The 22,729-nt window shown below is 59.0% G+C and carries 23 protein-coding genes; 9 read left to right on the top strand and 14 right to left on the bottom strand.

Annotated features, from left to right (window positions below; genetic code table 11):
* Window positions 1-128: 128 nt before the first annotated feature.
* On the top strand, window positions 129-902 hold the full coding sequence (locus ABIE18_RS17350; protein WP_499723865.1) for a response regulator transcription factor: 774 nt from the start codon (window positions 129-131) through the stop codon (window positions 900-902).
* Here the strand turns inward: ABIE18_RS17350 and ABIE18_RS17345 are convergent.
* From ABIE18_RS17345 to ABIE18_RS17300, 10 genes are all read right to left on the bottom strand, one after another.
* Window positions 899-1,372, bottom strand: a complete 474-nt coding sequence (locus tag ABIE18_RS17345; protein WP_499723864.1) for an Hpt domain-containing protein — start codon at window positions 1,370-1,372, stop codon at window positions 899-901. The two genes, ABIE18_RS17350 and ABIE18_RS17345, sit on opposite strands and share 4 nt — an antisense overlap.
* Window positions 1,373-1,487: 115 nt before the next feature.
* Window positions 1,488-2,372: a type II secretion system F family protein gene (locus ABIE18_RS17340; protein ID WP_499723863.1), complete on the bottom strand. Its 885-nt coding sequence runs from the start codon at window positions 2,370-2,372 to the stop codon at window positions 1,488-1,490.
* Window positions 2,373-2,380: 8 nt separating this feature from the next.
* A complete protein-coding gene (locus tag ABIE18_RS17335; protein ID WP_499723862.1) occupies window positions 2,381-3,313 on the bottom strand; it encodes a type II secretion system F family protein in 933 nt (310 codons plus the stop codon).
* Window positions 3,314-3,320: 7 nt separating this feature from the next.
* The gene (locus tag ABIE18_RS17330) at window positions 3,321-4,631 is read right to left on the bottom strand and encodes a TadA family conjugal transfer-associated ATPase (RefSeq protein ID WP_499723910.1); all 1,311 of its coding nucleotides are present in this window, start codon (window positions 4,629-4,631) and stop codon (window positions 3,321-3,323) included.
* A gap of 206 nt (window positions 4,632-4,837) precedes the next feature.
* Window positions 4,838-6,034, bottom strand: coding sequence for a CpaE/TadZ family protein (locus ABIE18_RS17325; protein ID WP_499723861.1), 1,197 nt, complete (start codon window positions 6,032-6,034; stop codon window positions 4,838-4,840).
* The gene (gene cpaB / locus ABIE18_RS17320) at window positions 6,031-6,804 is read right to left on the bottom strand and encodes a Flp pilus assembly protein CpaB (protein WP_499723860.1); all 774 of its coding nucleotides are present in this window, start codon (window positions 6,802-6,804) and stop codon (window positions 6,031-6,033) included. The genes ABIE18_RS17325 and cpaB overlap by 4 nt, the downstream gene beginning before the upstream one ends.
* Before the next feature lie 31 nt (window positions 6,805-6,835).
* Window positions 6,836-7,867: a Tad domain-containing protein gene (locus tag ABIE18_RS17315; RefSeq protein ID WP_499723859.1), complete on the bottom strand. Its 1,032-nt coding sequence runs from the start codon at window positions 7,865-7,867 to the stop codon at window positions 6,836-6,838.
* The gene (locus ABIE18_RS17310) at window positions 7,855-8,229 is read right to left on the bottom strand and encodes a TadE/TadG family type IV pilus assembly protein (RefSeq protein ID WP_216926392.1); all 375 of its coding nucleotides are present in this window, start codon (window positions 8,227-8,229) and stop codon (window positions 7,855-7,857) included. The genes ABIE18_RS17315 and ABIE18_RS17310 overlap by 13 nt, the downstream gene beginning before the upstream one ends.
* 87 nt (window positions 8,230-8,316) lie before the next feature.
* Window positions 8,317-8,562 carry a Flp family type IVb pilin gene (locus tag ABIE18_RS17305; RefSeq protein ID WP_224165174.1) on the bottom strand — a complete coding sequence of 82 codons (246 nt, stop codon included), beginning with the start codon at window positions 8,560-8,562 and terminating at the stop codon, window positions 8,317-8,319.
* A gap of 221 nt (window positions 8,563-8,783) precedes the next feature.
* The gene (locus tag ABIE18_RS17300) at window positions 8,784-9,170 is read right to left on the bottom strand and encodes a hypothetical protein (RefSeq protein WP_499723858.1); all 387 of its coding nucleotides are present in this window, start codon (window positions 9,168-9,170) and stop codon (window positions 8,784-8,786) included.
* A 279-nt stretch (window positions 9,171-9,449) separates the two neighbouring features.
* On the opposite strand from ABIE18_RS17300, the gene ABIE18_RS17295 reads away from it, so the two are divergent.
* From ABIE18_RS17295 to ABIE18_RS17265, 7 genes are all read left to right on the top strand, one after another.
* Window positions 9,450-11,054, top strand: coding sequence for an ATP-binding protein (locus ABIE18_RS17295; protein WP_499723857.1), 1,605 nt, complete (start codon window positions 9,450-9,452; stop codon window positions 11,052-11,054).
* Between the two features lie 269 nt (window positions 11,055-11,323).
* Complete coding sequence (locus ABIE18_RS17290) at window positions 11,324-13,009, top strand: amidohydrolase family protein (RefSeq protein ID WP_499723856.1); 1,686 nt, start codon at window positions 11,324-11,326, stop codon at window positions 13,007-13,009.
* A gap of 116 nt (window positions 13,010-13,125) precedes the next feature.
* On the top strand, window positions 13,126-14,049 hold the full coding sequence (locus ABIE18_RS17285; protein ID WP_499723855.1) for an ABC transporter substrate-binding protein: 924 nt from the start codon (window positions 13,126-13,128) through the stop codon (window positions 14,047-14,049).
* Window positions 14,046-15,023, top strand: coding sequence for an amino acid ABC transporter permease (locus ABIE18_RS17280; protein WP_499723854.1), 978 nt, complete (start codon window positions 14,046-14,048; stop codon window positions 15,021-15,023). The genes ABIE18_RS17285 and ABIE18_RS17280 overlap by 4 nt, the downstream gene beginning before the upstream one ends.
* Window positions 15,020-15,799 carry an amino acid ABC transporter ATP-binding protein gene (locus tag ABIE18_RS17275; RefSeq protein ID WP_499723853.1) on the top strand — a complete coding sequence of 260 codons (780 nt, stop codon included), beginning with the start codon at window positions 15,020-15,022 and terminating at the stop codon, window positions 15,797-15,799. The genes ABIE18_RS17280 and ABIE18_RS17275 overlap by 4 nt, the downstream gene beginning before the upstream one ends.
* A gap of 57 nt (window positions 15,800-15,856) precedes the next feature.
* Entirely contained in the window at window positions 15,857-16,597 is a 741-nt protein-coding gene (locus tag ABIE18_RS17270) for a GntR family transcriptional regulator (protein WP_499723852.1), read from the top strand.
* A complete protein-coding gene (locus ABIE18_RS17265) occupies window positions 16,594-17,580 on the top strand; it encodes an ornithine cyclodeaminase family protein (RefSeq protein WP_499723851.1) in 987 nt (328 codons plus the stop codon). Before ABIE18_RS17270 ends, ABIE18_RS17265 begins: the two co-directional genes overlap by 4 nt.
* Window positions 17,581-17,589: 9 nt before the next feature.
* Here ABIE18_RS17265 and ABIE18_RS17260 read toward each other — a convergent pair whose 3' ends face one another.
* From ABIE18_RS17260 to ABIE18_RS17245, 4 genes are all read right to left on the bottom strand, one after another.
* The gene (locus ABIE18_RS17260) at window positions 17,590-18,588 is read right to left on the bottom strand and encodes an aldo/keto reductase family protein (protein ID WP_499723850.1); all 999 of its coding nucleotides are present in this window, start codon (window positions 18,586-18,588) and stop codon (window positions 17,590-17,592) included.
* A gap of 49 nt (window positions 18,589-18,637) precedes the next feature.
* Window positions 18,638-19,684, bottom strand: a complete 1,047-nt coding sequence (locus ABIE18_RS17255; RefSeq protein ID WP_499723849.1) for a LacI family DNA-binding transcriptional regulator — start codon at window positions 19,682-19,684, stop codon at window positions 18,638-18,640.
* 64 nt (window positions 19,685-19,748) lie between these two features.
* A complete protein-coding gene (locus tag ABIE18_RS17250; RefSeq protein ID WP_499723848.1) occupies window positions 19,749-20,450 on the bottom strand; it encodes a hypothetical protein in 702 nt (233 codons plus the stop codon).
* 219 nt (window positions 20,451-20,669) lie between these two features.
* Complete coding sequence (locus ABIE18_RS17245) at window positions 20,670-21,143, bottom strand: SRPBCC family protein (RefSeq protein WP_499723847.1); 474 nt, start codon at window positions 21,141-21,143, stop codon at window positions 20,670-20,672.
* 433 nt (window positions 21,144-21,576) lie between these two features.
* On the opposite strand from ABIE18_RS17245, the gene ABIE18_RS17240 reads away from it, so the two are divergent.
* Complete coding sequence (locus ABIE18_RS17240; RefSeq protein ID WP_499723846.1) at window positions 21,577-22,623, top strand: LacI family DNA-binding transcriptional regulator; 1,047 nt, start codon at window positions 21,577-21,579, stop codon at window positions 22,621-22,623.
* The last annotated feature ends 106 nt before the right edge of the window (window positions 22,624-22,729 follow it).

Genomic DNA, 22,729 nt, shown 5'->3' with positions numbered 1-22,729 from the left:
AACGTTGGGACGGCACATATTGCACATATTAGGTGCTATAAAACTTGAATGCTTGTATCGTACGTATTGGGTGACGCTTCCCGCACTGCGCTGGGCTTGCGGGGATATGCGCCGACTCGGGGGAATCAATGAGCGAGCCTGGGGTTGCTGTAGTCATTGAGGATGACGAAGACGTCCGGAACTTGGTCGGCGCCATCCTAAAAGAGGCCGGTTTTGTGGTTCATTCCGCCGCCACTGGACGCGAAGGCGTCGAAGTTGTCCGAGATCATCATGCTGTGGCGGTGACACTGGATGTCGGACTTCCTGACATGGATGGTCACGAAGTTTTACGGCGAATCCGACAATTCAGTGATGCCTACGTTGTCATGCTCACTGCACGCAAAGACGAACCGGACACCCTGACCGCTTTCCTGACGGGTGCGGACGACTATGTGAAAAAGCCGTTCCTGCCCCGCGAGCTTAGGGCCAGGGTCACTGCGATGATGCGACGCCCCCGCGTGGGCGTTGGGTTGTCTTTGCCTGAGGATACCGGCGACAATGGCTTGGTCCGTTCGAATGGACGCAATGATGCGGTCATTGAACACAATGGATTGTCGTTGAATTACAAATCCCGGGCAGTTGCCCTTGATGGTTCTCCCCTGACCTTGACCAGAAGCGAATTCGATCTGCTGCTGGATTTGCTTCGCAACCCGGAGGAAGTGCGGACAAGGGCTGACTTGGTTCGAGCTGCCCGTGGTGACTATTACGACGACGACGCTTATATCAGCGAGGCCGACGAACGGGCTGTCGAAACCCACATTGGAAATCTTCGCCGAAAGCTGCGTGAAGATTCACAGTCTCCCCGGTTTCTGCAGACGATCCGGGGAGTCGGTTATCGACTCGCCCCGAAAAGACCCGATTAGGAGATGGGATCCGGTTCCGCGCTTTCATTCCTCAGAACGTAGCTTTCCTTGAGCTCCTTGACAGTGCGCTGACCACACTCGGCAATCTCATCAAGGAGAGGCTGGGCATCGCGTAAATCGCCGTTGAGAACGTGTTCCTCCAGTTGCGCTGCGAGAAACGCAAGGCGAAGCCCGCCCACCATGGAAGACGAGGTCCTGAGGCTCAAAATCGTGTCCAGGGCCGCCGCTTCGTCACCACGCTCGACGGCGGTGGCGAGGCTTTCGTACCGCACTCGCCAGAGCCGGGCAAAGTCGCTTGCAAACTTGCGCGCTGTGCGCGGATCGCCCACCTGATCTTCCAAGAGTTGGAATTCCGCGAGGTCCAATATCGGCCGCCGATCGGCGTCGGGCTTCCACGTGGAACCCTCCGCTGGGCCGATATGGTCGGAGTCCCCACGCTCGTCGACCTCACTGAAATCTGAACTGAACATAACTCGATGCTACTTCCTGAACTCAGATCTAAACCGATCTTGTGCTGATCTTGAGCAAATCCTCAGCGCCTCCTGATTTCTTGAGTTTCTTTTGAATACGCAAATTGGCTGCGTTTCATCCACCGCTGAGCGTTGTTATGGTGTTGATGACCGCTGGTCCCAGGATGGCAATAAACAGGACCGGAAAGATGAAGAATAGCAGGGGAAAGAGAATTGTTACCGGAAGCTTCATGGCTTTCTCCTCGGCGCGTTGCCGGCGCTTAACCCTCATGACCTTCGCCTGAACTTTCAACACCCGACTAATGGCAATCCCGTACGTGTCAGCCTGGATAACGGCCTGCACGAAGCTTCTCAGTTCCGGAATGTTGGTCCGTTGGGCCAACGCGAGATACGACTCGCGGCGGCTCCGTCCAACCTGCATGTCCTGGAGTGTCCTGACAAGTTCCTCCGCCAGCGGTCCCTTGCCGTTTTCTCCGGCGCGAGCCATGGCTCCTTCGAAGCCGAGGCCGGCCTCCACCGAGATGAGCATTTGGTCCATGGTGTTGGCGAGTTCCAACTGTATTTTCTTCTGACGTTCCTGACCTTTGCTGTAAAGCATCAGGTCCGGAATGAAGTATCCCAGCAGGACCACAAAGATCCCCACAAGCTTGATGAGTCCGCTCTGGCTGGTGGTAGTGATGAACACACCAAAAATCGCACCGAGAAGGCCAAGCGCAGGCTTGGCGGCGAGGACACGTCCCAGAGGGAGGGAGGCCGGACGCCCGGCCAACGCCAGTAGCCTGTCCAGTTTCTGGACGTAACTACCAGGAGTAAGCCTGTAGCCCAGGCGCTCCAAAGCCCCGCTCCTGCTCTGCTGCTCCACTTCAATGGCGATTTGACCCCTCGAGAGCAGCTCGCGGACTGCCCGCGGAGTCCTCCGGTCAGTCGAAAGGAGGGACCACGCGAAATACGCGCTCGGCAGCGGAACGAGCACCAGGGATAAAAGCAGGAAGGGGTGCAAGGTTCACCTCAGAATTTCAAATCGATGATTTTGCGCATCCACAGACCACCGATGGTCATAAAGATGAGGGAAGCGGCAATCATGCCCCAACCCAGCGGATTGGTAAACATCACGTTCATATAGCCGGGGTTGACGATCATGAGCATGATGACGATTCCCACCGGAAGAGCCATCAGAATGTAGGCCGAGAACTTTCCCTCGGCAGCCAGGGACTTGATGTGTCCTTTGATTTCGCTGCGTTCGCGAATGGTGTCGTTCACCTGGTCCAGCACGTCTGCGAGGTTCCCACCCACCTCACGGTTGATCTGGATTGCTTGCGCTATCCACACGAAATCCTCGTTCCGCATTCTTTCCGCCGTATCGTTCAGGGAAGCTTGCAAGTCCCGTCCCAGACTGGTCTCCGTGATGACTCTGCGCATTTCTTCAGATGTGGGGCTGACTGATTCCGTGGCAGCGGCGTCGATGGCCCGCAGGATACTGTGACCAGCCCGTAGGCCACCCGAAAGAAGCTGAAGTGTGTCGCCAAGCTGATCATCGAACTTGTCACGCCTTTTGCCCGCCCGGAACTTCAGAACCAGCCGAGCCACGAAGGGCGCCAAAACGCTGAGGAGAATGGCACCGATGATGCCGCCAACAACCAGCCCGATCAAAGCTCCCACAACAGCGCCTGCGATCACCAGGATAACGAAGTCCGCTTGACTCATCCGCACGCCGGCATTGTCCAGCTCTTCGCGGTTGAAAAGCCGAACGTTGCGCTGCGTCAGCACCCGATGAAGTACGTCAGTTGTGGACCCGGTGAATCGAGTCAGGTGGGAACCGGGACCTACCTGGTAGGGCCTCCTCCGGTCCAGCGGAACGTCGGGGGTCTTTGGCAAAATGACGGCTACCCCGAACAGCACGATGGCTGACAGCATAAGGGCCAGCCCGACGAAAAGAATCATGGCGCGCTCACGTCCTCGGCGTCGACGTTAGTGGAGCCGCGAAAAGCTCCGGAGAAACATGAATGCCCAGGTCCGTGAAGCGATCGATGAACCGCGGACGGATACCCGTGGATACCGGTCGGCCCAGAAACCTACCGTGAGCGTCAACCCCGGCCGAATAGTCGAAAACAAAAGCGTCCTGGAGCGTGACAATATCGCCCTCCATGCCTTGGACCTCGGTCACATGGGTGATGCGGCGCGTTCCATCGCGGAGCCGGGAAATTTGGATAATAAGATTCACCGCGGACGCGAGTTGCTCACGGATTGCCCGCAGTGGCAGGTCCATTCCGGCCATAAGAACCAGCGTTTCAAGCCTGGCGACGGCGTCCCGGGGAGAATTGGAGTGCACTGTTGAGAGGGAACCGTCGTGCCCGGTGTTCATGGCTTGCAGCATGTCCAGCGACTCTCCCCCGCGCACCTCGCCAACAACGATCCTGTCCGGGCGCATACGGAGGGAGTTCCTGAGCAGCTCCCGAATAGTGACTTCGCCCTTGCCCTCCGTGTTTGGTGGCCGGCTCTCAAGCCTGACCACGTGCTGCTGCTGGATCTGCAGTTCCACGGCGTCCTCAATAGTGACGATCCGATTGTCGTCAGGAATGAAGGAAGACAGGACATTCAACAGCGTAGTTTTGCCGGTTCCGGTACCGCCGGAAACAATAATGTTCAGTTTCGCTTTGACACAGGCGTTCAGCAGTTCGGCGATTTCCGGGGTCAGCGTGCCGAAATCGATCAAGTTTCTGATGGTCAAGGGCACTTTGCTGAATTTTCGGATGGTCAGGGACGAACCGCCAACAGCAAGCGGCGGAATCACGGCGTTGACGCGTGAGCCGTCCTCCAACCGGGCGTCGACCAGCGGGGATGACTCGTCGATTCGACGTCCCACCTTGGAGACGATGCGTTCGATGACTCTTCTCAGATGATCTTCGGAGCTAAAGCCGGAATCAGTGAGGATGAGCTTGCCGCGCCGTTCGACGTAAATCTGGTCCATCCTGTTGACCATGATCTCCGTAACTTCGGGGTCATCGAGCAGTCGTTGCAGTGGCCCGTAGCCCAGGACGTCGTCGGCCACATCCGCCACAAGCCGGCTCCGCTCCTCGGGAGAGAGCGGCACTTGTTCAGAGTCGATGATCCTGGTCAGCTCTTCGCGGGCAGCAGTCCGCAGTTCCTGCTCACTCAACGTTGAGTCGTTGAACCTCGCACCCAGGCGTTCAAACAATGCGGTTGCGGCGCGTCGCTTCAGCGCAGCGAAGGCGTCCACCGGCTGCTGGGCCTTTGGCATCGGAGCGTCCGGATGATCAGCCAATTTCGCCGAGAGGTGTGGTTTCGACCCAACCGCGGCCGCCTTCGTTAGAACGTTTGGTTTGGCCTGCTGTGCGGCCTGCGCAAAGGTGGGGTTCGCCGTCGAGACCGGCTTTAGTCCTTGCCCAGGCCCAACCGCTGGATCCGCGGATCCTTGCTCGGCATCGCGCAGACGTTCAGAGAGCTTCACTGGACTACCACCCTCCTATGCAGTTTTCGCTGGGACGAGGCCCGCCATGCGGGGTTGAAGCGTTCAACGAGATGGTTCAATCCCTTGATAGCTGGATCCTTCGGCCCCTCTTGCAGCACCGGAATTCCACGGTTGGTGGAGAGCGCCACTGCTTTTGACCGGGGGATGCTGACATCAACGGGGGCACCAACGGTCGATTCAACGTCCTGGACGGACAACCCGGATTTGGAATCGGCCATATTGAGCACCACATGGCGGGTTTCCGGGAGCAGATTCAACTTGCGAAGGATGTCCAACCCGGAGCGCAGGCCCCGAACACTTGGCACATCCATGGCTGACACCCACACGGCGTCCGTGCACTGCTCCAGCGCCGCGAGGCCGATCTCAGGCAGCCCAGGGGCTGTATCAACCACCACGTACTGAAACTCTTCGGCAAGTTGCTCCAGCAGCCGACCCACCTGTTCGGGAGTAATTTCATCTGCTTCAACAGGGTTTTTGGGCGCACAAAGGGCGTAGATGCTCGCCGGATGCACAGTGAGAAAGGCCTTGAGCACCAGGGAATCCTGGCTGGCCGACGGTGTGACTGCGTCTGTAACCGTATGCTCCGGATTGAGATAGAGCCCCGAGGCGACATCCCCGAATTGCAAATCCAGATCCACTATCACTACGCTCATGGGCGCTATCTTGCCCAGCCCCACAGCGATATTCGTGGCGATGGTCGTCTTGCCCACACCGCCCTTGGGAGAAAAGACGCCGATCACCAGGCCTTTGGGTGCACCGGATGGCTTAGGTTCCGACGTCCTCTGTCGAGTGGCGAACGACTGGCACGCCCGCTCCAGCGTGACCCTTATCTCCGCCATGTCCGCGGATGGGCTCATGATGTCGCGGATGCCCGATCGCATCGCCTGGAGGATAAAGTCTGGCTGCGGCTCGGCGACAAGAAGCACGCTGAGTTCCGGCACTTGAACATTAAGGACTGTAGCCAAGCGCATCGCGTCCTCCACGGGCACCTCGGGACCCAGGATCAGCACTTCGAGTGGTTCCTGGTTGAGGGCACCAAAGAGCTCGGCAGGGTCCACAGGCAGCACATTGGTGAAGAACGTCTGCACGCTTCCGGGGAGGCCGCCGGCAACGGCTTGACGCAACCGCTGATCGAATTCAGCACTGGGAGTTATCAGGACAAACCGGCTCACTTGTACACCTCGCTCCGTTGGATGATTCTGGGTCCGCTCTCCTGGGCGTCCACTGGCTCCTTACTCAGCCAGATTTTGGCGAACTCTGAGGCGAAAACGATCTTGGCTGCGTCCGAGTCCCCCACTGCTACGGTCAGGAGCAGGGAACCGGTGGGCAGGGTGCTGTCCTTGGGATCCGGCGCTTGGGTCCCGGGAGTGGGGCTGGGGCTGGGCTGTGCCGCCGCCGGCTCGGGGGCCCGCTGCACTGCGGTCACAAGCACCTTGTGAATGGACAATTCGGTGGTTTCCTTGTCTGGCTTGGACTCGATTCCACCGTTGGCCATTGAAATGAAAATCCCGATGTGGTCACCAGGAACCAACCGTCCCCCCACCACCCGTTGGGGCTCCAGCTGGAACGAGACCTCCTGCATTCCGGGAGGCACCGCTACGTTTCCAGGAGTCTTCAGTGCCTCCGGAGCTACAAGACGCTCGGCCACCAATGGTTCGCCCGGAACGAGGTCCACGGCAGCCACCTTGCCAGTCGAATCGGCAAGGGTCTTCAGTGCTGATGCGGGGACAGAAGACTCCGGAAGTTGCTGGGCGGCCAAGGAAGCCTTCATCGCTTCCACCGGTGTGCCGGCTGGAATCGGTGCCTTGACCATCAAGACCTCAACAGGGGCAAGATTCTGGACAGCCCGTTGATCCGCGCCCTGCGCGTAGACGAACACGAGAATCACCCCTATGACCGCCAGCAGCGCTGCTGCCGATCCTGCCAATAAGCGTGATTTCACTTAACACTCCTGTGCTTAAAAATTGCAAAGACTAGTTGGTCAGGCGCACTACGGTGACACCATTGGCATCCACAGGTCCCAAGGAGTAGCCGTCTGCCAGCGATACGTACTTGACGAATCTCCCCACGATCCCCCGGCAATTTCCGGTGCAGGACAGCGAGGAGGAAACATAGGGACTCTCGTTATGGAAGGTGTCCGGAAGGCTGCTGCCGCCGCTGAACTTCCATCCCGTCACCTTGAACGCGGCAAACGAGATCAAGTGGTAAATGGCTCCACTGCCTGTGCCCGTAACGGCATTGAAGACCGGAAGGAGCACAATGATGTCTTTTCCGGCATTGATGGTGGCGGCCCACTTGTTGAGGGTGGTTGCACAGTTTGGCGGCACGCTGTTCCCGGGGGCGCTGCCGCCTTCGCTGAGCGCCAGGTCAATGGTGCCACCGCACACGCCAGGATCCTGGACAGTCCATCCGAACCCGCCCTCTACTGCCGCGCCTGAAGGCCCGTAGTTGCAGCTGGGGTTGGCGCCGGTGCCGTGAGCCTGCAAAAGCTGCTGGACACCGCCAACGTACCCTTGCACCTGGCAGATCGAAAACGCCAGGGGAAATGGAGTTGTTCCAGCACGAGGACTGCCCCATTGAACAGTGGACGAAGTCACAACGTCCGCCGAATTCATGCCCAGGACACGGCCGAAGACGAGCGAAACAGCATTTGGAGCGCCGCCCGCTTGCTGGGAGCCGGCGGACACGGTTACCTTCCGGTTAGTCAGATCAAGGTTTACCGAGTTGATGTTTCCAAGGCCGTCTATAGCATTCTTGTTGGCCATGTCCTTGGCGATCTGGGACGTAGTGGAGCAATTCGGGTCGCTGGTGCTGGCGGCACACTTCTCCGCCACGGCCAGGGCCGCGGCATCGGATCCATTCTGCGCTTGCGCCTTTTCCGAGTAGAGCATTCCAGCATCCACAGCGAGAGCGGCAAAACCAAGAAGCGCAACCAGAATCAGAGCTATGAGGACCGCGACTGCACCGCGTTCGCCGTCGTCGTCATTGCCCTTTAGCCGCCACATACCATCACCCCTACGCCTTGCATCGGGAACGGTCCTGCGATTCCCGTGAGGGTGCTGAGTGTGTACTTGACGGTTACGGACATCTGCGCGCCGGACGTGCAGCTGGTGGCACTGAAGGTGAAGTTCGCATCTGCCAACTTCGGGTTCAGGGTTACAGCCGCGTTTTTCGCCGCCGTCCTGGCTGCCGACTGATCATTCGCGATCGACATCACGCGCACGCCCTCGCGGGCAGCGTTCGTGAGCGAGACCTGCGCATTGTAGGCCCGCCCGAATTCCATGATCCCCAGCACCAGGAGGATCAGGACGGGTGCGAGCAACGCGAACTCGACCGCTACGGCACCCCGTTCTGATGTCCTGTGCATGTGGATCTGCCTTCTTATCGAAAGTGGAAAGAGGAACGGGTGGGTGGGGCCACCGACCCACCCACCCGGGTACCCGCCGTGAGCGGACTACTTTGAGCAGCTGCCTGGGACGCCCTGGACATTGCCGACGGTGGCGGTGGTAGCAGTCCAGGTGCCGCCCTTGACCGCACAGGCTGAGCTGTTGAAGGTCTCGACGAGGTTCCCGCCAAGCAGGGTTACAGCAACAATGATGACGACTGCGATAAGGGCAACCATGATGCCGTATTCGACGGCGGTAGCGCCGTTCTCTTCACGACGAGCACGGGATGCGATGGTGCGGAAGGTAGCAAACATTTTGAAAACTCCTGAGCGAGTTGGGGAGATGTGGGCTGGCCCGATACCAGCTCCCTAACAACGTAGCAACGGAGTGAAGCCCATTTCGGAGTCCTTGGGACTTCCTGTGGAAAGCCTCTGGAACCTGCGCATTTCCTGCGCCAAACCTAGGAATTCCCTGCTTTGCCCACACAAAAACAAGGCCGCGCCACCATCGGCACGGCCTTATCCTTGAGTTTTTGTCAGCCCATTACAGGCGCAACCACGGGTGGTGGTGAGAGCTGCTTACGCGTCCAACGGGCCAACTTTTTGCCCTTGCCCTTCCACCAGTTGTCTTCGTCCTTGTCGTAGTGCCAGCGGAAGATGATCATCACCAGCACGGCCATACTCATAGCCACCTGAATCCATGACCAGCTGACCGCTTCAGCGAGCGCGCTGATCCCCATCACGAGGATGGAAGGCACCGCCAAGGTCCTGAAAATCGTATTCGCCACGTACCGCGGGCGTGAACTCGGCAGGGACAGTGCCCGCACCATATCGAAGCACAGGCATACCACTACCATTATTTGTCCCACGGACATAAGGAGAAGCCCGGGCAGCGACCCCGCGAACATTGCTGCCGATTCCATTCCTGTACTCAACGTAAACCCCTCCAACAAACGTCATTTCAGATCCACTGTGCTCCATTGAATCGGCTGCAGAAGGGCCCCGTCACGAGTAGTGGGTACTCGTTTCCGGCCGGCCCGACTACTCGGTTGCTTGCCGTGTACTTGATCCAGTAGGGCCGCACTTTCCACCAGATTCCGTGCTTTCCTGCCACCGCGCCTTGTCTTTGCTGATCCGTAAATCACTATGCTTGGCAGCAGGGCTTGGTTTTTGAGATCCGGGGGGATGGAAGGTGCTTGGCTATGGGGGATAGCGTTTTCTTGCCGCTGGAGGATTATTTCAGCAGAATCGGAACGCGCAGGGCGATTGTGCTGTGCCAGCTGCCAATGATGGCCACGGTGGCCTTCATTGTTTTCCTTGCGGTTCTCTTCAACCCAGCAAGCCTCTTACACCCTGCCTTCTTCCTCGTCCTTTTCCTGCAAGTCGTGATCCTGGCGGCATGCCTCGTTCTTCCGTGGAACCGCCTTCCGACATGGAGCTTCGTCCTCATCCCCGTACTGGATTGTCTTGCTCTCGGCCTCCTGCGCGAGGTTGGTGGTCCCGTCCTCAGCGTCGTGGGACTGGTCATGGCATTCCCAGTTATCTGGCTGTCGGTCAGCGCCAGCAAGGTCCGCGTTGCCCTGGCCGTCCTGGCACCGCTTTGCGCCACCGTTGCTTCGCCGTTCGTGTTGGGTCACGAGGTTGAACGGTCGGAGCTGATCCGCATGATTGTCTTCCCTGCCATCATGGGTGGTTTGGCGATCACTGGACATGCTGTTGCCCGCGGGCTGATCAAACACGGCGACCGGCTGGACCTGAAGGATCGCGAATTGGTGCGGCTCCATGGTGCTACCAAAGAACACGCGCAGCTCCTGGATACGGTCCTTGAAACGGTCAATGTTGGAGTCTGGGCCATGGACGCAAACGGTGCTGACATTCTCACCAACCGTCGCCTTCGCGCCGACCGCTCGTGGGTTCAGGAGTCGACGGACGCCGTGAACCCGTTCACCGTGGGGACTGGTCACTCCGATGAAGAACGGAACAGTCCTGCCGATCTTGCTGTCCGAGGCGCCAGTTTCACCAACAGACTTGTGCGCGTAGGCGATGGGGAGAAGCAGCGGACCTTTTCCGCCGCCGCACGTCCACTGGTCGGGGAAGCGGGCGAATTGAAGGGTTCAATCATTGCTTTCACCGACGTCACAGCACTGGTCAAGGCGCAAACAGCGCGCGACAAGTTCGTTGCGACGATCTCCCACGAACTTCGAACTCCGCTCACGTCCATCCTTGGTTATCTGGAAATACTCGACGGCCAGCCAAATCCTGCGTTCATGGGCATCATCGAACGGAACGCTGAACGCCTGCTAACCCTTGTCAACGATCTGCTCCTTGTCGCGTCCGAAGACCTCGAACTGCGTCGCAGACCCACCAACGTTTCCGAACTGCTCCAGGAGTCCGTCAAGAATGCCAGGCCTGCGGCCGCCGCAAGGGGTATCACCATTGCTATGCAAATCCACGGCGACGTAGCGGCAGATGTGGACCCCGGCCAGTTCTCCAAAGCGATCGAGCAGTTGCTATCCAACGCCATCAAGTTCTCCCCCGAAGGCACCCAGGTAGTCATCGGTCTCCGGGGAAATAACGGCGAAGTTGAGCTCTCCGTCCGCGATCACGGGATCGGTATGACGGAAGAAGAACAAGACGAAGCCTTCACAAAGTTCTTCAGGGCCGATCAGGCAATGGAATCGGCAATACCCGGGGCAGGTCTGGGATTACCACTCAGCAAAGCCATCATCGAAGCACACGGTGGAACCATCGGGTTGAACAGCCGGCCGGGGTCCGGCACTACCGTCACGGTCACCGTTCCGCGTTAGCTGCAGAGTTGCGGTTCCTCAGGCGCCAGCAATCCTCCTTTATCGATATCGTGACGATCGTCAACTTTTTGTTATCCACATCACGATAGACCCTGCCCTGAGCTCAGCGCAATAGCCTATTGGTATGCCAAGACCGCACTCGGTTCGGCGTCACTTCGCGACGCTGCGCAGAAATTGGCACTGCTATTGACGCTCTCTTTTAGTTTGGTATACCGTCAGCGCTATTCGGCATCCACCTGACTGGACGCCTCGACGATGAGGAAAGACGAATGGCAGAAGTTGAAGTGGCATCGAAACAGGCCGGAGCTGGCTGCGCCAACTGTGGCGGCAATGTGGGACTCGAAGAAGAAACCGACACTCTCCCAGGCCAGGCTCATCAAACCGGGCTGCTGGTGGACAAAGTCGAGCGCGAGTCCGCGCTGGCGAAGATGCGAGGATTCGGAGCTGATGGCTTCCGTGACCAAAGCCGCCCCCTGGTTCTGGCCCCGAGTTGGCTCTTGGCGCATATCAACGACGAGATGGTTCTCCTGGCCGATCACGAGGTTGTGGTCAAGAACGGTCGAATTGAGGAAGTAAGGCCCCGCACGGGCAGCACCGACGAGCGTGTGGATATGCCGGGACAGCTACTGCTTCCCGGGCTGATCTCCATGCACAGCCATGTGGCCGGAGGAGCAGCCACTCGAGGCTATGTTGAAGGCAACCTGACACCCATGAGCAAGGGTGCGCCGCTGCGGCAGGGACGGCAATTCCTCAAAGCCATGGTGCTCCTTGAAGACCTTCCGGACGAAGATCTGGACACCATGACCGCATTGAACCTCGCTGAAATTCTTCGCGGTGGCTGTACGACTCAAGTAGAAATGTCCAAGGGCCTCCGCTCAATGCAGTCATATGTCCGGGTTGCCCGCGAGTTTGGCATCCGGGGCTACCCTTCAGGCGCTGTCCCGGGGATGAAGCGAATCCTGCCCATATGGAAACGCGGTACGGACGATCAAGCGTTGTTCGATTCTGTGCCCGAAACCCTGGCAGAAATCCAAGAGAACCTGAACTACGCCCGCACCATCAATGGCGCTGATGATGGTCGGATCCTTCCTATGATGGCGCCGGCAACGAACGCTGTGCACACGCCGGAAACTTTTGCCGCAATGAAGTCCGCAGCACAAGAGCTGCACGGCCTGCACATTCACCTGCAGGCCGGATATGGCCGGGCGCCTCAGCCCGACAAGGTAGCAATGAACAGGTTGTGGGGCCAGGATGAAATACCGTGGCTGCACAGCATGGGCATCTTCGATGGGTCCGTTCGCGTGTTCGGCGCCCATCTGCTGGGTATTGACTTCGAACGTGACCTTCCCCTTCTGGCCAACTCCAGCTTCACGTTTGCCAACTGCCCCTCCGGTACGGGAGCGGGAGTAACGCCGGCGCAATGGCCATGGCCAGAGGTTCTGGGTGCGGGCGTCAACTCCGGCATCGGCTTGGATACCCACTCCAACGACTACATCGAAAACCTGAAGATGGCGGTCATTTATGGGCGCATCCGTGCTGACTTCCTGGGTGATTCCACCCCGGTGCCCATGGTCCGCCCGTCCATCTGGACCGCCGTCGAAGCAGCAACGCTGGGCGGAGCGAGGGGCCTTGGCCGTGAAGATCTGGGCCGCATCGCCGTCGGAGCGAAAGCAGACCTCACGAGCATCGACGTCAGTGGCATGTTCGTCGGCGTCGGAACCGTGCCGCGCGAACCCCTGAACCACCTCATGTATGCCAACGGGCTCTCTGTCAGGAATGTCATGACAGATGGCCAGTGGCAGGTCCGCGACGGCGCCCTGACCATCGTTGACGAGGCCGCCCTGGTCCATAAAGCCGGCAAGGTGGTCCAGAGAATCTGGGACCAGATGGCAGCCGACGGGGTGTTTGTCGACGAGCCCCGCACCGACCTGATCCCCGCCGCCTCCCTCCGCTAAACCCTCCCCCTATTTCCCGCGGTTCACGCCCCGGGCTATTCCGTGCTGCCCACTTTTGACCCTGCAGTTCCCTTCAAGACCAAGTAGTTCCCTTCAAATTGTTAGGAGATAGATCAATGAAGAACTTTGCTCCCCAGGTATCTGAATGCTGGAAGAAGGTCGCTGTAACGACAGTTCTCGTCGGCATACTCGCAAGCACCGCCGCCTGTGGTGGCGCCGCACAGCCGGCTACGAAGGTGGAACCGGCAGCAAGCGGTAATGCCTCCTTAAGCGATCTGCTTCCCGCAGACATCAAGGCAAAGGGTTCGATCACCGTCGGCACCCAGCCGGACTTTGAACCCGCCAACTACACACCGATCGGCGAAGACGGCGTCAAAGGCTTCAATATTGACCTGATGAATGCCATGGCCGCCAAGCTGGGCCTTAAGGTCACGTACCAGAAAGTCCCCTTCGACCAGCTTTTGGTCGGCGTGCAGAACGGCAAGTTTGACGCCTCCATTGCTGGAATGACGGACCGTCCCGGGCGCCAGGAAAAAGTTGATTTCGTGGACTACCAAGTGGCAGGAACCGTCTTCATGGTGGCCAAAGGCAACCCCAAGAAGATCACCAGTGAGGTCAACGGCGGCTGCGGAATCAAAATCGGCGGGGTCAAGGGCAACGACGACGAACGCCTGGTCAAACTAATGGCCGAGGCGTGCACCGCCGAAGGCAAGCCTGCCCCGGAACTGGTGACCTTCCCCACCGGAAGCGATAAGAACCTGGCGCTAACCTCCGGGCGAGTGGACGCCATGTTCTGGCCCGACATGGCCGTATCTGTGGTGCAGAGGGAGACCGGTGGAAAGCTGGAGTCCGTGCCGGTGAATTTCGAGGAAAAAGTCTTCCTCGGCATGATCTTCAACAAGCAGACCCCTCAATTGCGCGACGCCTTCCTTAAGGCCACCGAGGCCATCCACGCCGACGGCACGTATGACGAGATCCTGAAGAAATGGGATGTTGCTGTCATCGATCTGCCAAAGCCCGGAATCAACCTCGCCAAATGACCACTAATAATGAAGCGCTGACAAAAGTGCATTTGGCGACCGATTCCCCTCTGACAGCTCCACGGCACAATCCCGATCAACCTGTGGCGGCTTTCAAAGAAAAGGCGAAAAGGCGAAAGCCGTACGGACAATGGGCCACCGCAGCCCTGATCCTGGCAATCATCGGCGCATTCTGTTGGACGCAGGCCGGGAATGAAAAGCTTGACTGGGCCAGCGTGGGCCAGTTCATGTTCCATCCAGCCATCCTCAAGGGCATAGCAGTCACGCTGGAACTCGCGGTTTTCAGCATGCTGATCTCAGTGGTTCTGGCCTTCGGCGTCGCCCTTATGTGCCAAAGCAGAAACCGAGTGGCGTCAGCAGTAGGCAAACTCTACGTCTGGTTCTTCAGAGGCGTGCCCCTGCTGGTACAGATCCTCATCTGGTTCAATCTCGCCGTGCTTTACCCAACCATCCTGGGGACAGACACGAATGAATTGATCTCAGGTTTCACCGCAGGCCTCTGTGCCCTGTCTCTGGCCGAATCCGGATATATGGCGGAGATCATTCGGGGCGGCATCATCTCGGTCAACAAAGGGCAAACTGAGGCGGGACTTAGCATCGGTCTTACCCGGGGCCAAGCCCTTCGCCGAATCGTCCTGCCTCAAACCATCAGGGTCATCATTCCGCCCACGGGAAATCAATTCATCGGACTACTGAAGGCAAGCTCGTTGGTCTCAGCCATCGGTGGCAGCGACCTGCTCACCCAAACCCAGCTGATCTATGGACAAAACTTCAAGATCGTTCCCCTGCTCATCGTCGCCACAGTTTGGTACCTGATCCTGGTCAGCGTCGCCAGCGTGGGCCAGTACTTCCTGGAGCGGAAGTTCAACCCGGACGGAGCATCCTCAGGGTTCTCATTTCGGCAACTCTTCATAGGCCGCGCCGCGGTGCTGCGACAGCAATCCTCACTTATCCGGAAGGCAGGACGGCCATGACGGTACTTCAAGAGCAGGCACCCTTGATGTCAGCCCGGGATGTCAACAAATGGCTCGGACGCAATCACATCCTTCGCGGTGTGGACATGGCGGTAGAACCAGGTGAAATTGTCTGCGTCCTTGGCCCATCAGGCTCCGGCAAGAGCACATTGTTAAGGTGCATCAACGGACTCGAGGCAATCGAATCCGGCACCATCAACGTGGACGGCGACCGGGTGGGGTTCACTACCCGCAAAGGGCAGCTATACGAACACACCGAGCAGGAAGCTGCGCTGATGCGTCGGAGGATTGGAATGGTCTTCCAGCACTTCAATCTTTTCAATCACATGACGGCCCTGCAAAACGTCACCTATGGTCCTCGGAAGGTCCTCGGCCTCCCCAAAGCAGAGGCAATCAAACAAGGGCTGGATGCGCTGGACAAGGTTGGCTTGTCCTTGAAACGGGACTCCTATCCAGCCCAACTTTCCGGTGGGCAGCAGCAACGCGTAGCAATCGCCCGCGCGCTGGCCATGAAACCTCAACTGATGTTGTTCGACGAACCAACCAGCGCCCTGGACCCTGAATTGGTGGGGGACGTACTGGCGGTCATGAAGCGGGTGGCTGAGGAAGGGATGACGATGATCATCGTGACCCACGAAATCGGCTTCGCCCGGGAAGTCGCGGACAGAGTGGTTTTCATGGATGAAGGCCGGATTGTCGAATCAGGACCGGCAGCGCAGGTACTCGACCATCCATCCAATGAGCGAACAGCCAATTTCCTTCGCCACGTCAAGTGAAAGCGTGGGGTCCGGCAAGGCCCGGACCCCACGCCACCAGAACAGGAACACGACCCTATGACAGACCGTGAAGCCGTGGATGATGTCCCAGTTTCAGCATCACGCACAGCCTTGGCCTACTTGCACATCAGAGACCGGATTATCAGCGGGGACCTGACGCCCGGGACCTGGCTCCGGGAGCGGGAACTATCCTCTGAGCTCAATGTTTCCCGTGTGCCGGTCCGGGAAGCCCTGCTTCAACTCGAGGCCGATGGTTACACCACCACAGGGCCACGGCACGGTGCGGTTGTTCGGCAAATGACCATTCAGGACGTCAATGAAGTTTTCGATATCAGGCTCAGCATTGAAGTCTCAGCAGCAAGCATTGCCGCGAGGCAGGTAGCCGATGGTGCCGCTCCTGATCAACTGCTCACGGTCATGGCACATGCAGAAACGCTCATCGACAGCCAGGATGCCGATCTGCGGGCGAGGACAAATATCGCCATTCACGACGAAATCTTCCGGCTGACGGGCAACGAACTGCTGACTTCAGTCATTAGGCCGGTCGCCAACCGCATGCGCTGGCTTTTCGGAAATGTGGTGGAACAGGACGCTGCAGTGCTCTGCCAGGAACATCGGGCCCTGTGCCAAGCGATATGCATGGGGCAACCAGAACTGGCCTCGGCCTTGGCCGTCGCCCACATCGAGCACAGCAGGGCTCCTGCCATCGCCCAGTTGGAAGGAAGGCTTCCATCCCGCCGTCCGCAAACTGCCCCATCCCCCAGCTCCTTCCACCCCCGGACACAGAGGCACTCATGACACTTGTTCTTACTGCATCCACACTCGAATTCCTCGCCAGCATGACCGACACCATTACCGCCGTCGAACGCGGTTTTGGTGACATTGCCCGCGGCACTGCACTTCAGCCCGGTCCGCTTTCCCTGCACCTGCCGTCGTCGGAGGCGCGTTACTTACTCATGGCCGGACTGGCAGAAACCCAGCAGCTGGCGGCGGTGAAGCTGCTTTCCGATATCCCGGCGAACCACGATGAGGGGCTGCCTACCCAACGTTCCAGCATCCTCTTGGCCGATCGACGGACAGGAGAAACACTCGCCCTTCTGGACGGACGGGTGCCTACTCGAATTCGAACTGCGGCCGCGAGCGCCGTGGCCAGCAGGTTCCTTGCCCGGCCTGACAGTTCCACTCTGGGGCTGGTGGGTGCAGGAGCCTTGGCCATCGCCCACGTTGAAGCATTGATGGCCGTTCTTCCCATCCGGAAGGTAGTGGTGTGGTCACGAAGCGCCACTACATTGGCGGCATTTGAGGCCAGGACCGCGCATCACCCGATCGAAGTGGTGAGGGCATCGAGTGTCCAGCAAGTTGTGGAGGCAGCCGACGTCCTCTGCACTTTGACGCCGTCTGTGGAGCCGCTGGTTCGTGGTGAGTGGTTCCGTCCTGGACTGCACGTCAATGCTGTCGGTGCACGCCCACGCCCCACGCATCGGGAAATCGATTCGGAGGGGATGCGACGGTCACGGGTGTTCGTGGACAGCATGCCGACGGCGGTAGAGAAGTCGGGCGACCTCATGATGGCCGTGGCCGACGGCGTCATGTCGCTGGACGACGTCAGGGGTGAGCTCGGCGAAGTGATCGGCGGCGAGTTGATCGGACGTGAACGCGAGGACGACATTACGCTCTTCAATTCGGTGGGAATCGGGATGCTTGACCTGGCAATCGGCCGGCTGCTGTACGACGCTGCGGTCCTTCATGGGTTGGGAACCAGCATCGATATGTCCCGGTGATATGTCCCGTTATGGCCGGGTCAGGAACGACTCTACTTTGCCCGGATCCCGCTCGATTACCGGCTCCAAAACCTGGTCAATCCTGTGGAGCAGTTCAGCATCAAGCTTCACGCCCGACGCCGTCGCGTTGTCCACCAGTTGCTCTGGCTTGGACGCCCCCACGATCGCTGCCGAAACGTTGCTGTTCTGAAGTACCCAGGCCACGGCGAGGGCGGCCATGGACAGTCCTGCTTCCTTGGCAATGGGCTGCAATTCCTGAACCTTCTCCAGCACCTCCGGACGCATGAACTTGTGGTCGTCCTTCAAGGTCCCGTCCTCGGTGGTGAAGCGCGAATCGGTGGGCGCCCCCTTCCCCGGAATGTACTTGCCTGTAAGGACGCCCTGGGCCAACGGGGACCAGCAAATCTGTCCCAAGCCCAACTCCTCGCTGGTGGGAACGACTTCCTCCTCGATGACCCGCCACAGCATTGAGTATTGGGGCTGGTTCGAAATCAGGCCGATACCAAGGTCCTTGGCAAGTGCGGCGCCAGCGCGGATCTCATCCGGAGTCCATTCCGAGACACCGATGTAAAGTGCCTTGCCGGCCCGGACGATATCCGCAAATGCCTGCATCGTCTCCTCAAGCGGCGTCTCATAGTCGTAGCGGTGGGCTTGGTAAAGGTCAACGTAATCCGTACCGAGCCTGCGCAACGAGCCGTTGATGGACTCCATCATGTGTTTACGCGAGAGCCCACGATCGTTCTTTCCCTCACCGGTGGGAAAGTAGACCTTGGTGAAAATCTCAAGGCCTTCGCGCCGAACGCCCTTGAGTGCTTCGCCCAAGGCCGATTCTGCACGCGTTCCCGCGTAAGCGTCGGCAGTATCGAACGTAGTGATCCCAAGATCCAGTGCTTGCCGTACGCAGGATGTTGCCGCCTCCTGGTCGATCTGTTCGCCGTGCGTGACCCAGTTGCCGTAGGCCAGTTCGCTGATGTACATGCCGGAGGCGCCGAGCTTGCGATATTCCATGGCTTAAGTCCTTTTCAAACGTGTGATTGTTGGCTGCGGGATGTGATTCTTAGGCAGGTGGTGTGACAGTGCGCCTGCCCCGCAAGGGAAGTGGCGGCGCTGTAGTGCCGCGAACAACCAGCTGGCCGGACAGCACCAAATCCGGCTCCGCACCGGCGTCGGGCGTTATCAAAGCCAGCAACCGCCGCGCGGTTTCGGACCCCTGCAGGGCGACCGAGTGGTCCATGGTGGTCAGGCCGAGAATCTCGGAGAGTTCGTGGTTATCGAAGCCAATGACCGACATGTCGCCCGGAACATCGATTCCACCCGTCTTCAGAGTGTGCAACACGCCGAAAGCCATTTCATCGGACGCTACGAAGACTGCGGTAGGGGCTACCTCCGCGCACAACAACCGGGCCATCGCTCTTGATCCGCCAGCCGTTGAATTCTCCTCGTGGACCTCAAGGTCTTGATTGGGCTCCAGCCCAGCCTCAGCCAGGGCCTCGCGGTAGCCCTTCAAACGGTTGGCCGGCGGGACTCCACCCAGCGTGCTGTCTGCAGCCTCGCGAATTCCGACGAAAGCGATGCGTTCGTGCCCCAAATTGATGAGGTGCCGGGCTGCTGCCCTCCCGGCTGCGTGATCATCTACCCGAACACCAGACCTGCCGGGAGTTCCCGACCCCAAAAACGCGAGCGGTAAGTTCTGGGCTTCAAGGGTGGCCAGCTCCTCCGGAGTCGGCTGCAAGGCAATGACCAACACGCCATCAGCTCGCCCGGCAAGGCTCGACCCCGCGAAGAAACGCTCCCGCGCGGCAGTGTCCGCGAGTTCGTACAACAGGACGTCAAAACCTGCTTGGCGAAGCACACGCCCCGCCGATGCCAGCACCTGCCCAAAGAACCATTTGGAGAGGTTGGGAGTGACAATCGCGATGGCTCCCGTCCGGCCAGTTGCCAGGCGGGAGCCAGCCAGCGAGGGAACATACCCTAGCTCCTGGGCAATTCTCTGCACGCGCTTGCGCGTCGCTTGTGAAACACCCGGCATATCCCGCAAGGCGCGCGAGACCGTTGATACCGAGACATTTGCACGTTCCGCAACCGCATCCACTGTTGATGACATGGGAACGACGGTAGTGGCAACGCAAGATTAACGCAAGCGCTTGCGAAACGAACCTATCTGGGCTCTAAGGAGTAGTGCTTGGCGACGATGAGGAAGTTTCACTGCCCTCCGAGGTGCTCATGGTTGGTGTCGACGTCGGCGAGGCGGACGACGTCGAAGTGGCCGTGCTGCTCGGCGAACTGGTCACGCTGCCGGACGAACTGGTCATCATTTCACTGGGGGTTTCGCTACCGCCCTCGGCTTTCTCAAGCACCTCGTTGATCAGGTCTTCGAGTTCCTTCTGGTCAGGATCGCCCAGGCTTGGCCCACTCTTGGTCGCCACCACCAGCAACCTCCCGTCAGCCGCGGAGACCTGCATTAGCTTCTTCTGGCTTTCGTCGGAACGGGTGCTGATTGTTCCGAACGTTTCCTTTGCCTTCGTCTTGGCGTCTAATTTCTCACTGGAGACTTCATACGCCTGGCCAACGGCTTTCACAGTGAACTTTGCGCACTTATCCATGGTGCCGCTGATGTCCTTGAGAACCTTTTCTGCGTCCGGGCCTTCGCTACCGGATTGCGCGGACAGAGACCGGGGCTGATCACTGTCGGACAGGGCGACGGCAACATCTCCATGTTCAACCTTGTCTACGAGCCCCGCAGTGGCGATGTCCTTGCAATCCTCAGGATCCACACTGGCCGTGTTCAAGAGGAGATCGGCGATCTTGCCACCTTGGTCTACCTGCTCCTTGGAATAGAGCTTAAGCTCGTTGCCATCTCCATCCCTCATACCGGAGATTAGCTCTCGCAACTCATCCTCGCTGTAGACCTTCTCCCGGGCCGGCGTCGAGGCGGACGCTGAGGAGGTAGTGGCAGATGAAGGACTTGTTGCACTGCCCCCGCCTCCGCCGCTGCACCCTGCCAAAGCCACTGCTGCAACTGCAAATACTGCAAGCGCTGGAACTCTTCGCATCAGATAATGCCTTCCGAGACGTTCGAAGCGGGTTTTCTACATCTGTCCGCCCGGACCGCTATCCTCCACTTCACCGCGCCAAGCACCTGTTTCTGTTCCCCGGGACTCGATAAAGTCCTTAAATTTCCGCAGATCGGCTTTAACCTGCATCTCGTCGATCTTCAGCGCCGCGCCTGCCTTCTCAGTGACAGTTTCCGGCGCCCACTCAAAATGGACGTTGACTTTGGTGTGACTGTCATCCATTCGGGTGAACCGCACGACGCCGGCATGGGACTTGCCGTCTGTACTGCGCCAGGCGATCCGGTCATCAGGTTGCTGGTCCACGATTTCGGTATCGAATTCGCGCTCCACGCCAGCGATTTTGGTGACCCAGTGGTTGGTGGTGTCACTCAGCTGGGTCACGGCCTCCACACCGGACATGAACTCCGGAAAGGACTCAAACTGGGTCCACTGGTTATAGGCAGTGTGCACTGGGACAGCGACATCAATGGTTTCTTCAACGGTTTCCATTTTTCCTCCTGTTTGTTGGTGCGGCCCGCAAGCAGCGGACAGCGGTAGGCCTCACGGCGCGCTGGAGTACGCGTCGGTTCAGAATGGCTGTGATGTCCAAGTGGAGTGCCTGAGGATAGTCCGATGGACTTCGTCCGGGCGATGGACAATCGCCGGCCAGGTAGGGATCAGAGATGCTCGACATCGACTGTTTCCTCAGGAAAGGGAGGCTGCTGCCCACCTCTGGACCTGCTCCCGCTTTTAGGCTAGACCTCGACATGTTGTGAGGCAAGGATCCGACGAGGCCCACAGCGCGGAGGCAGCAGTCACTTCTTTGGCAGCAATTTTCAGTTGTTTCCGGAGACAGCACTACCAACGTTGTACCGCTTTGCTTCCAACGTTGTACCCTGTCATCAGGGCGATTCCGGCCCTTTGCGCAGGGAAAGGAGCGGCCATGTCTGTCACTATCCGGGACGTCGCCAGGGTCAGCGGTTTTTCCATCAAGACGGTGTCCAACGTCATTAATGGCCACCCGCAGCTGCGCGAAGAAACGCGGGCACGGGTTCAGGAAGCCATTGACCAGCTGGGGTACAGGCCCAATCTCTCCGCAAGGAATCTGAGGTCCGGACGTACTGGAGTCATCGGCCTCATCATTCCGGATCTCACCACGGCCTATTTTGCTGAACTCGCCGACGCCGTTATGCGTGCCGCTGCCGCCAAGGGAATCGCTGTCCTCATTGAACCGATCGGCAGTGGACGTGAAAATGAGCTGGCGGCCCTTCGTGGCCAACACCGGCACATGGTGGACGGCATTATCTACAGCTCCCTGACTTTGGGATCTGCGGATACGGAAATTCTGAAGGGAGTGGACACCCCGCTGGTTGTCCTCGGTGATACGTCCTTCGAGGGCCAGGTGGATCGCGTCACCATGGCAAACACGGCGGGAGCAAAGTCCGCAACCGAGCACTTGTTGGCAATCGGCCGACGCAGGGTTGTGGCCCTGGGTGCTCACGAGGGCGATATCGTCGCGTCCGCTGAACTTCGCTTGGACGGATACAAGGCCGCACTGGAGGACGCCGGACTGCCCTTCGACCCCAAGCTGGTTTACTACGCGGACTCCTGGCACCGGAGGGGCGGTGCCGCCGCAATGACGCGGATGCTCGCCGACGGACTGGAATTTGACGCGGTGTTTGCCTTCAATGACACCTTGGCACTGGGCGCCATGCGCGTCCTCCAAGAGGCCGGGCTGCACATCCCGAAGGATGTTGCAATCGTCGGCTTTGATGACCTGGATGAAACGCAGTATTCCTTGCCAACTTTGTCCACCATCAATCCCAGGCGGGACCAGATCGCCCAGGCAGCTGTCGAGATGCTCCTGCGACGCATAGAGGGCGGCAACGGCCCGGAAGCAAACGAGATCGAAACGGGCTTCTCCCTCCAAATCCGCGAGTCCTCTGGCGGATCCCCGGACAGCGCCTCCCTGGCAACATCTGCCGCTTGAAATAAAAATGCACTGAGGTCTTGACCCCTTTCGAAGCACGGCGCATGCTTGATACAACGTTTACGTACAACGTTTACCTAAATCGTTGACAGCAGGTTTTGGGGAC

It is taken from the genome of Arthrobacter sp. 2762, assembly GCF_040548745.1.
GTDB lineage: Bacteria > Actinomycetota > Actinomycetes > Actinomycetales > Micrococcaceae > Arthrobacter.
The sequence above is the reverse complement of the archived record's forward strand: the minus strand, read 5'-3'. Positions and strand labels throughout refer to the sequence as shown.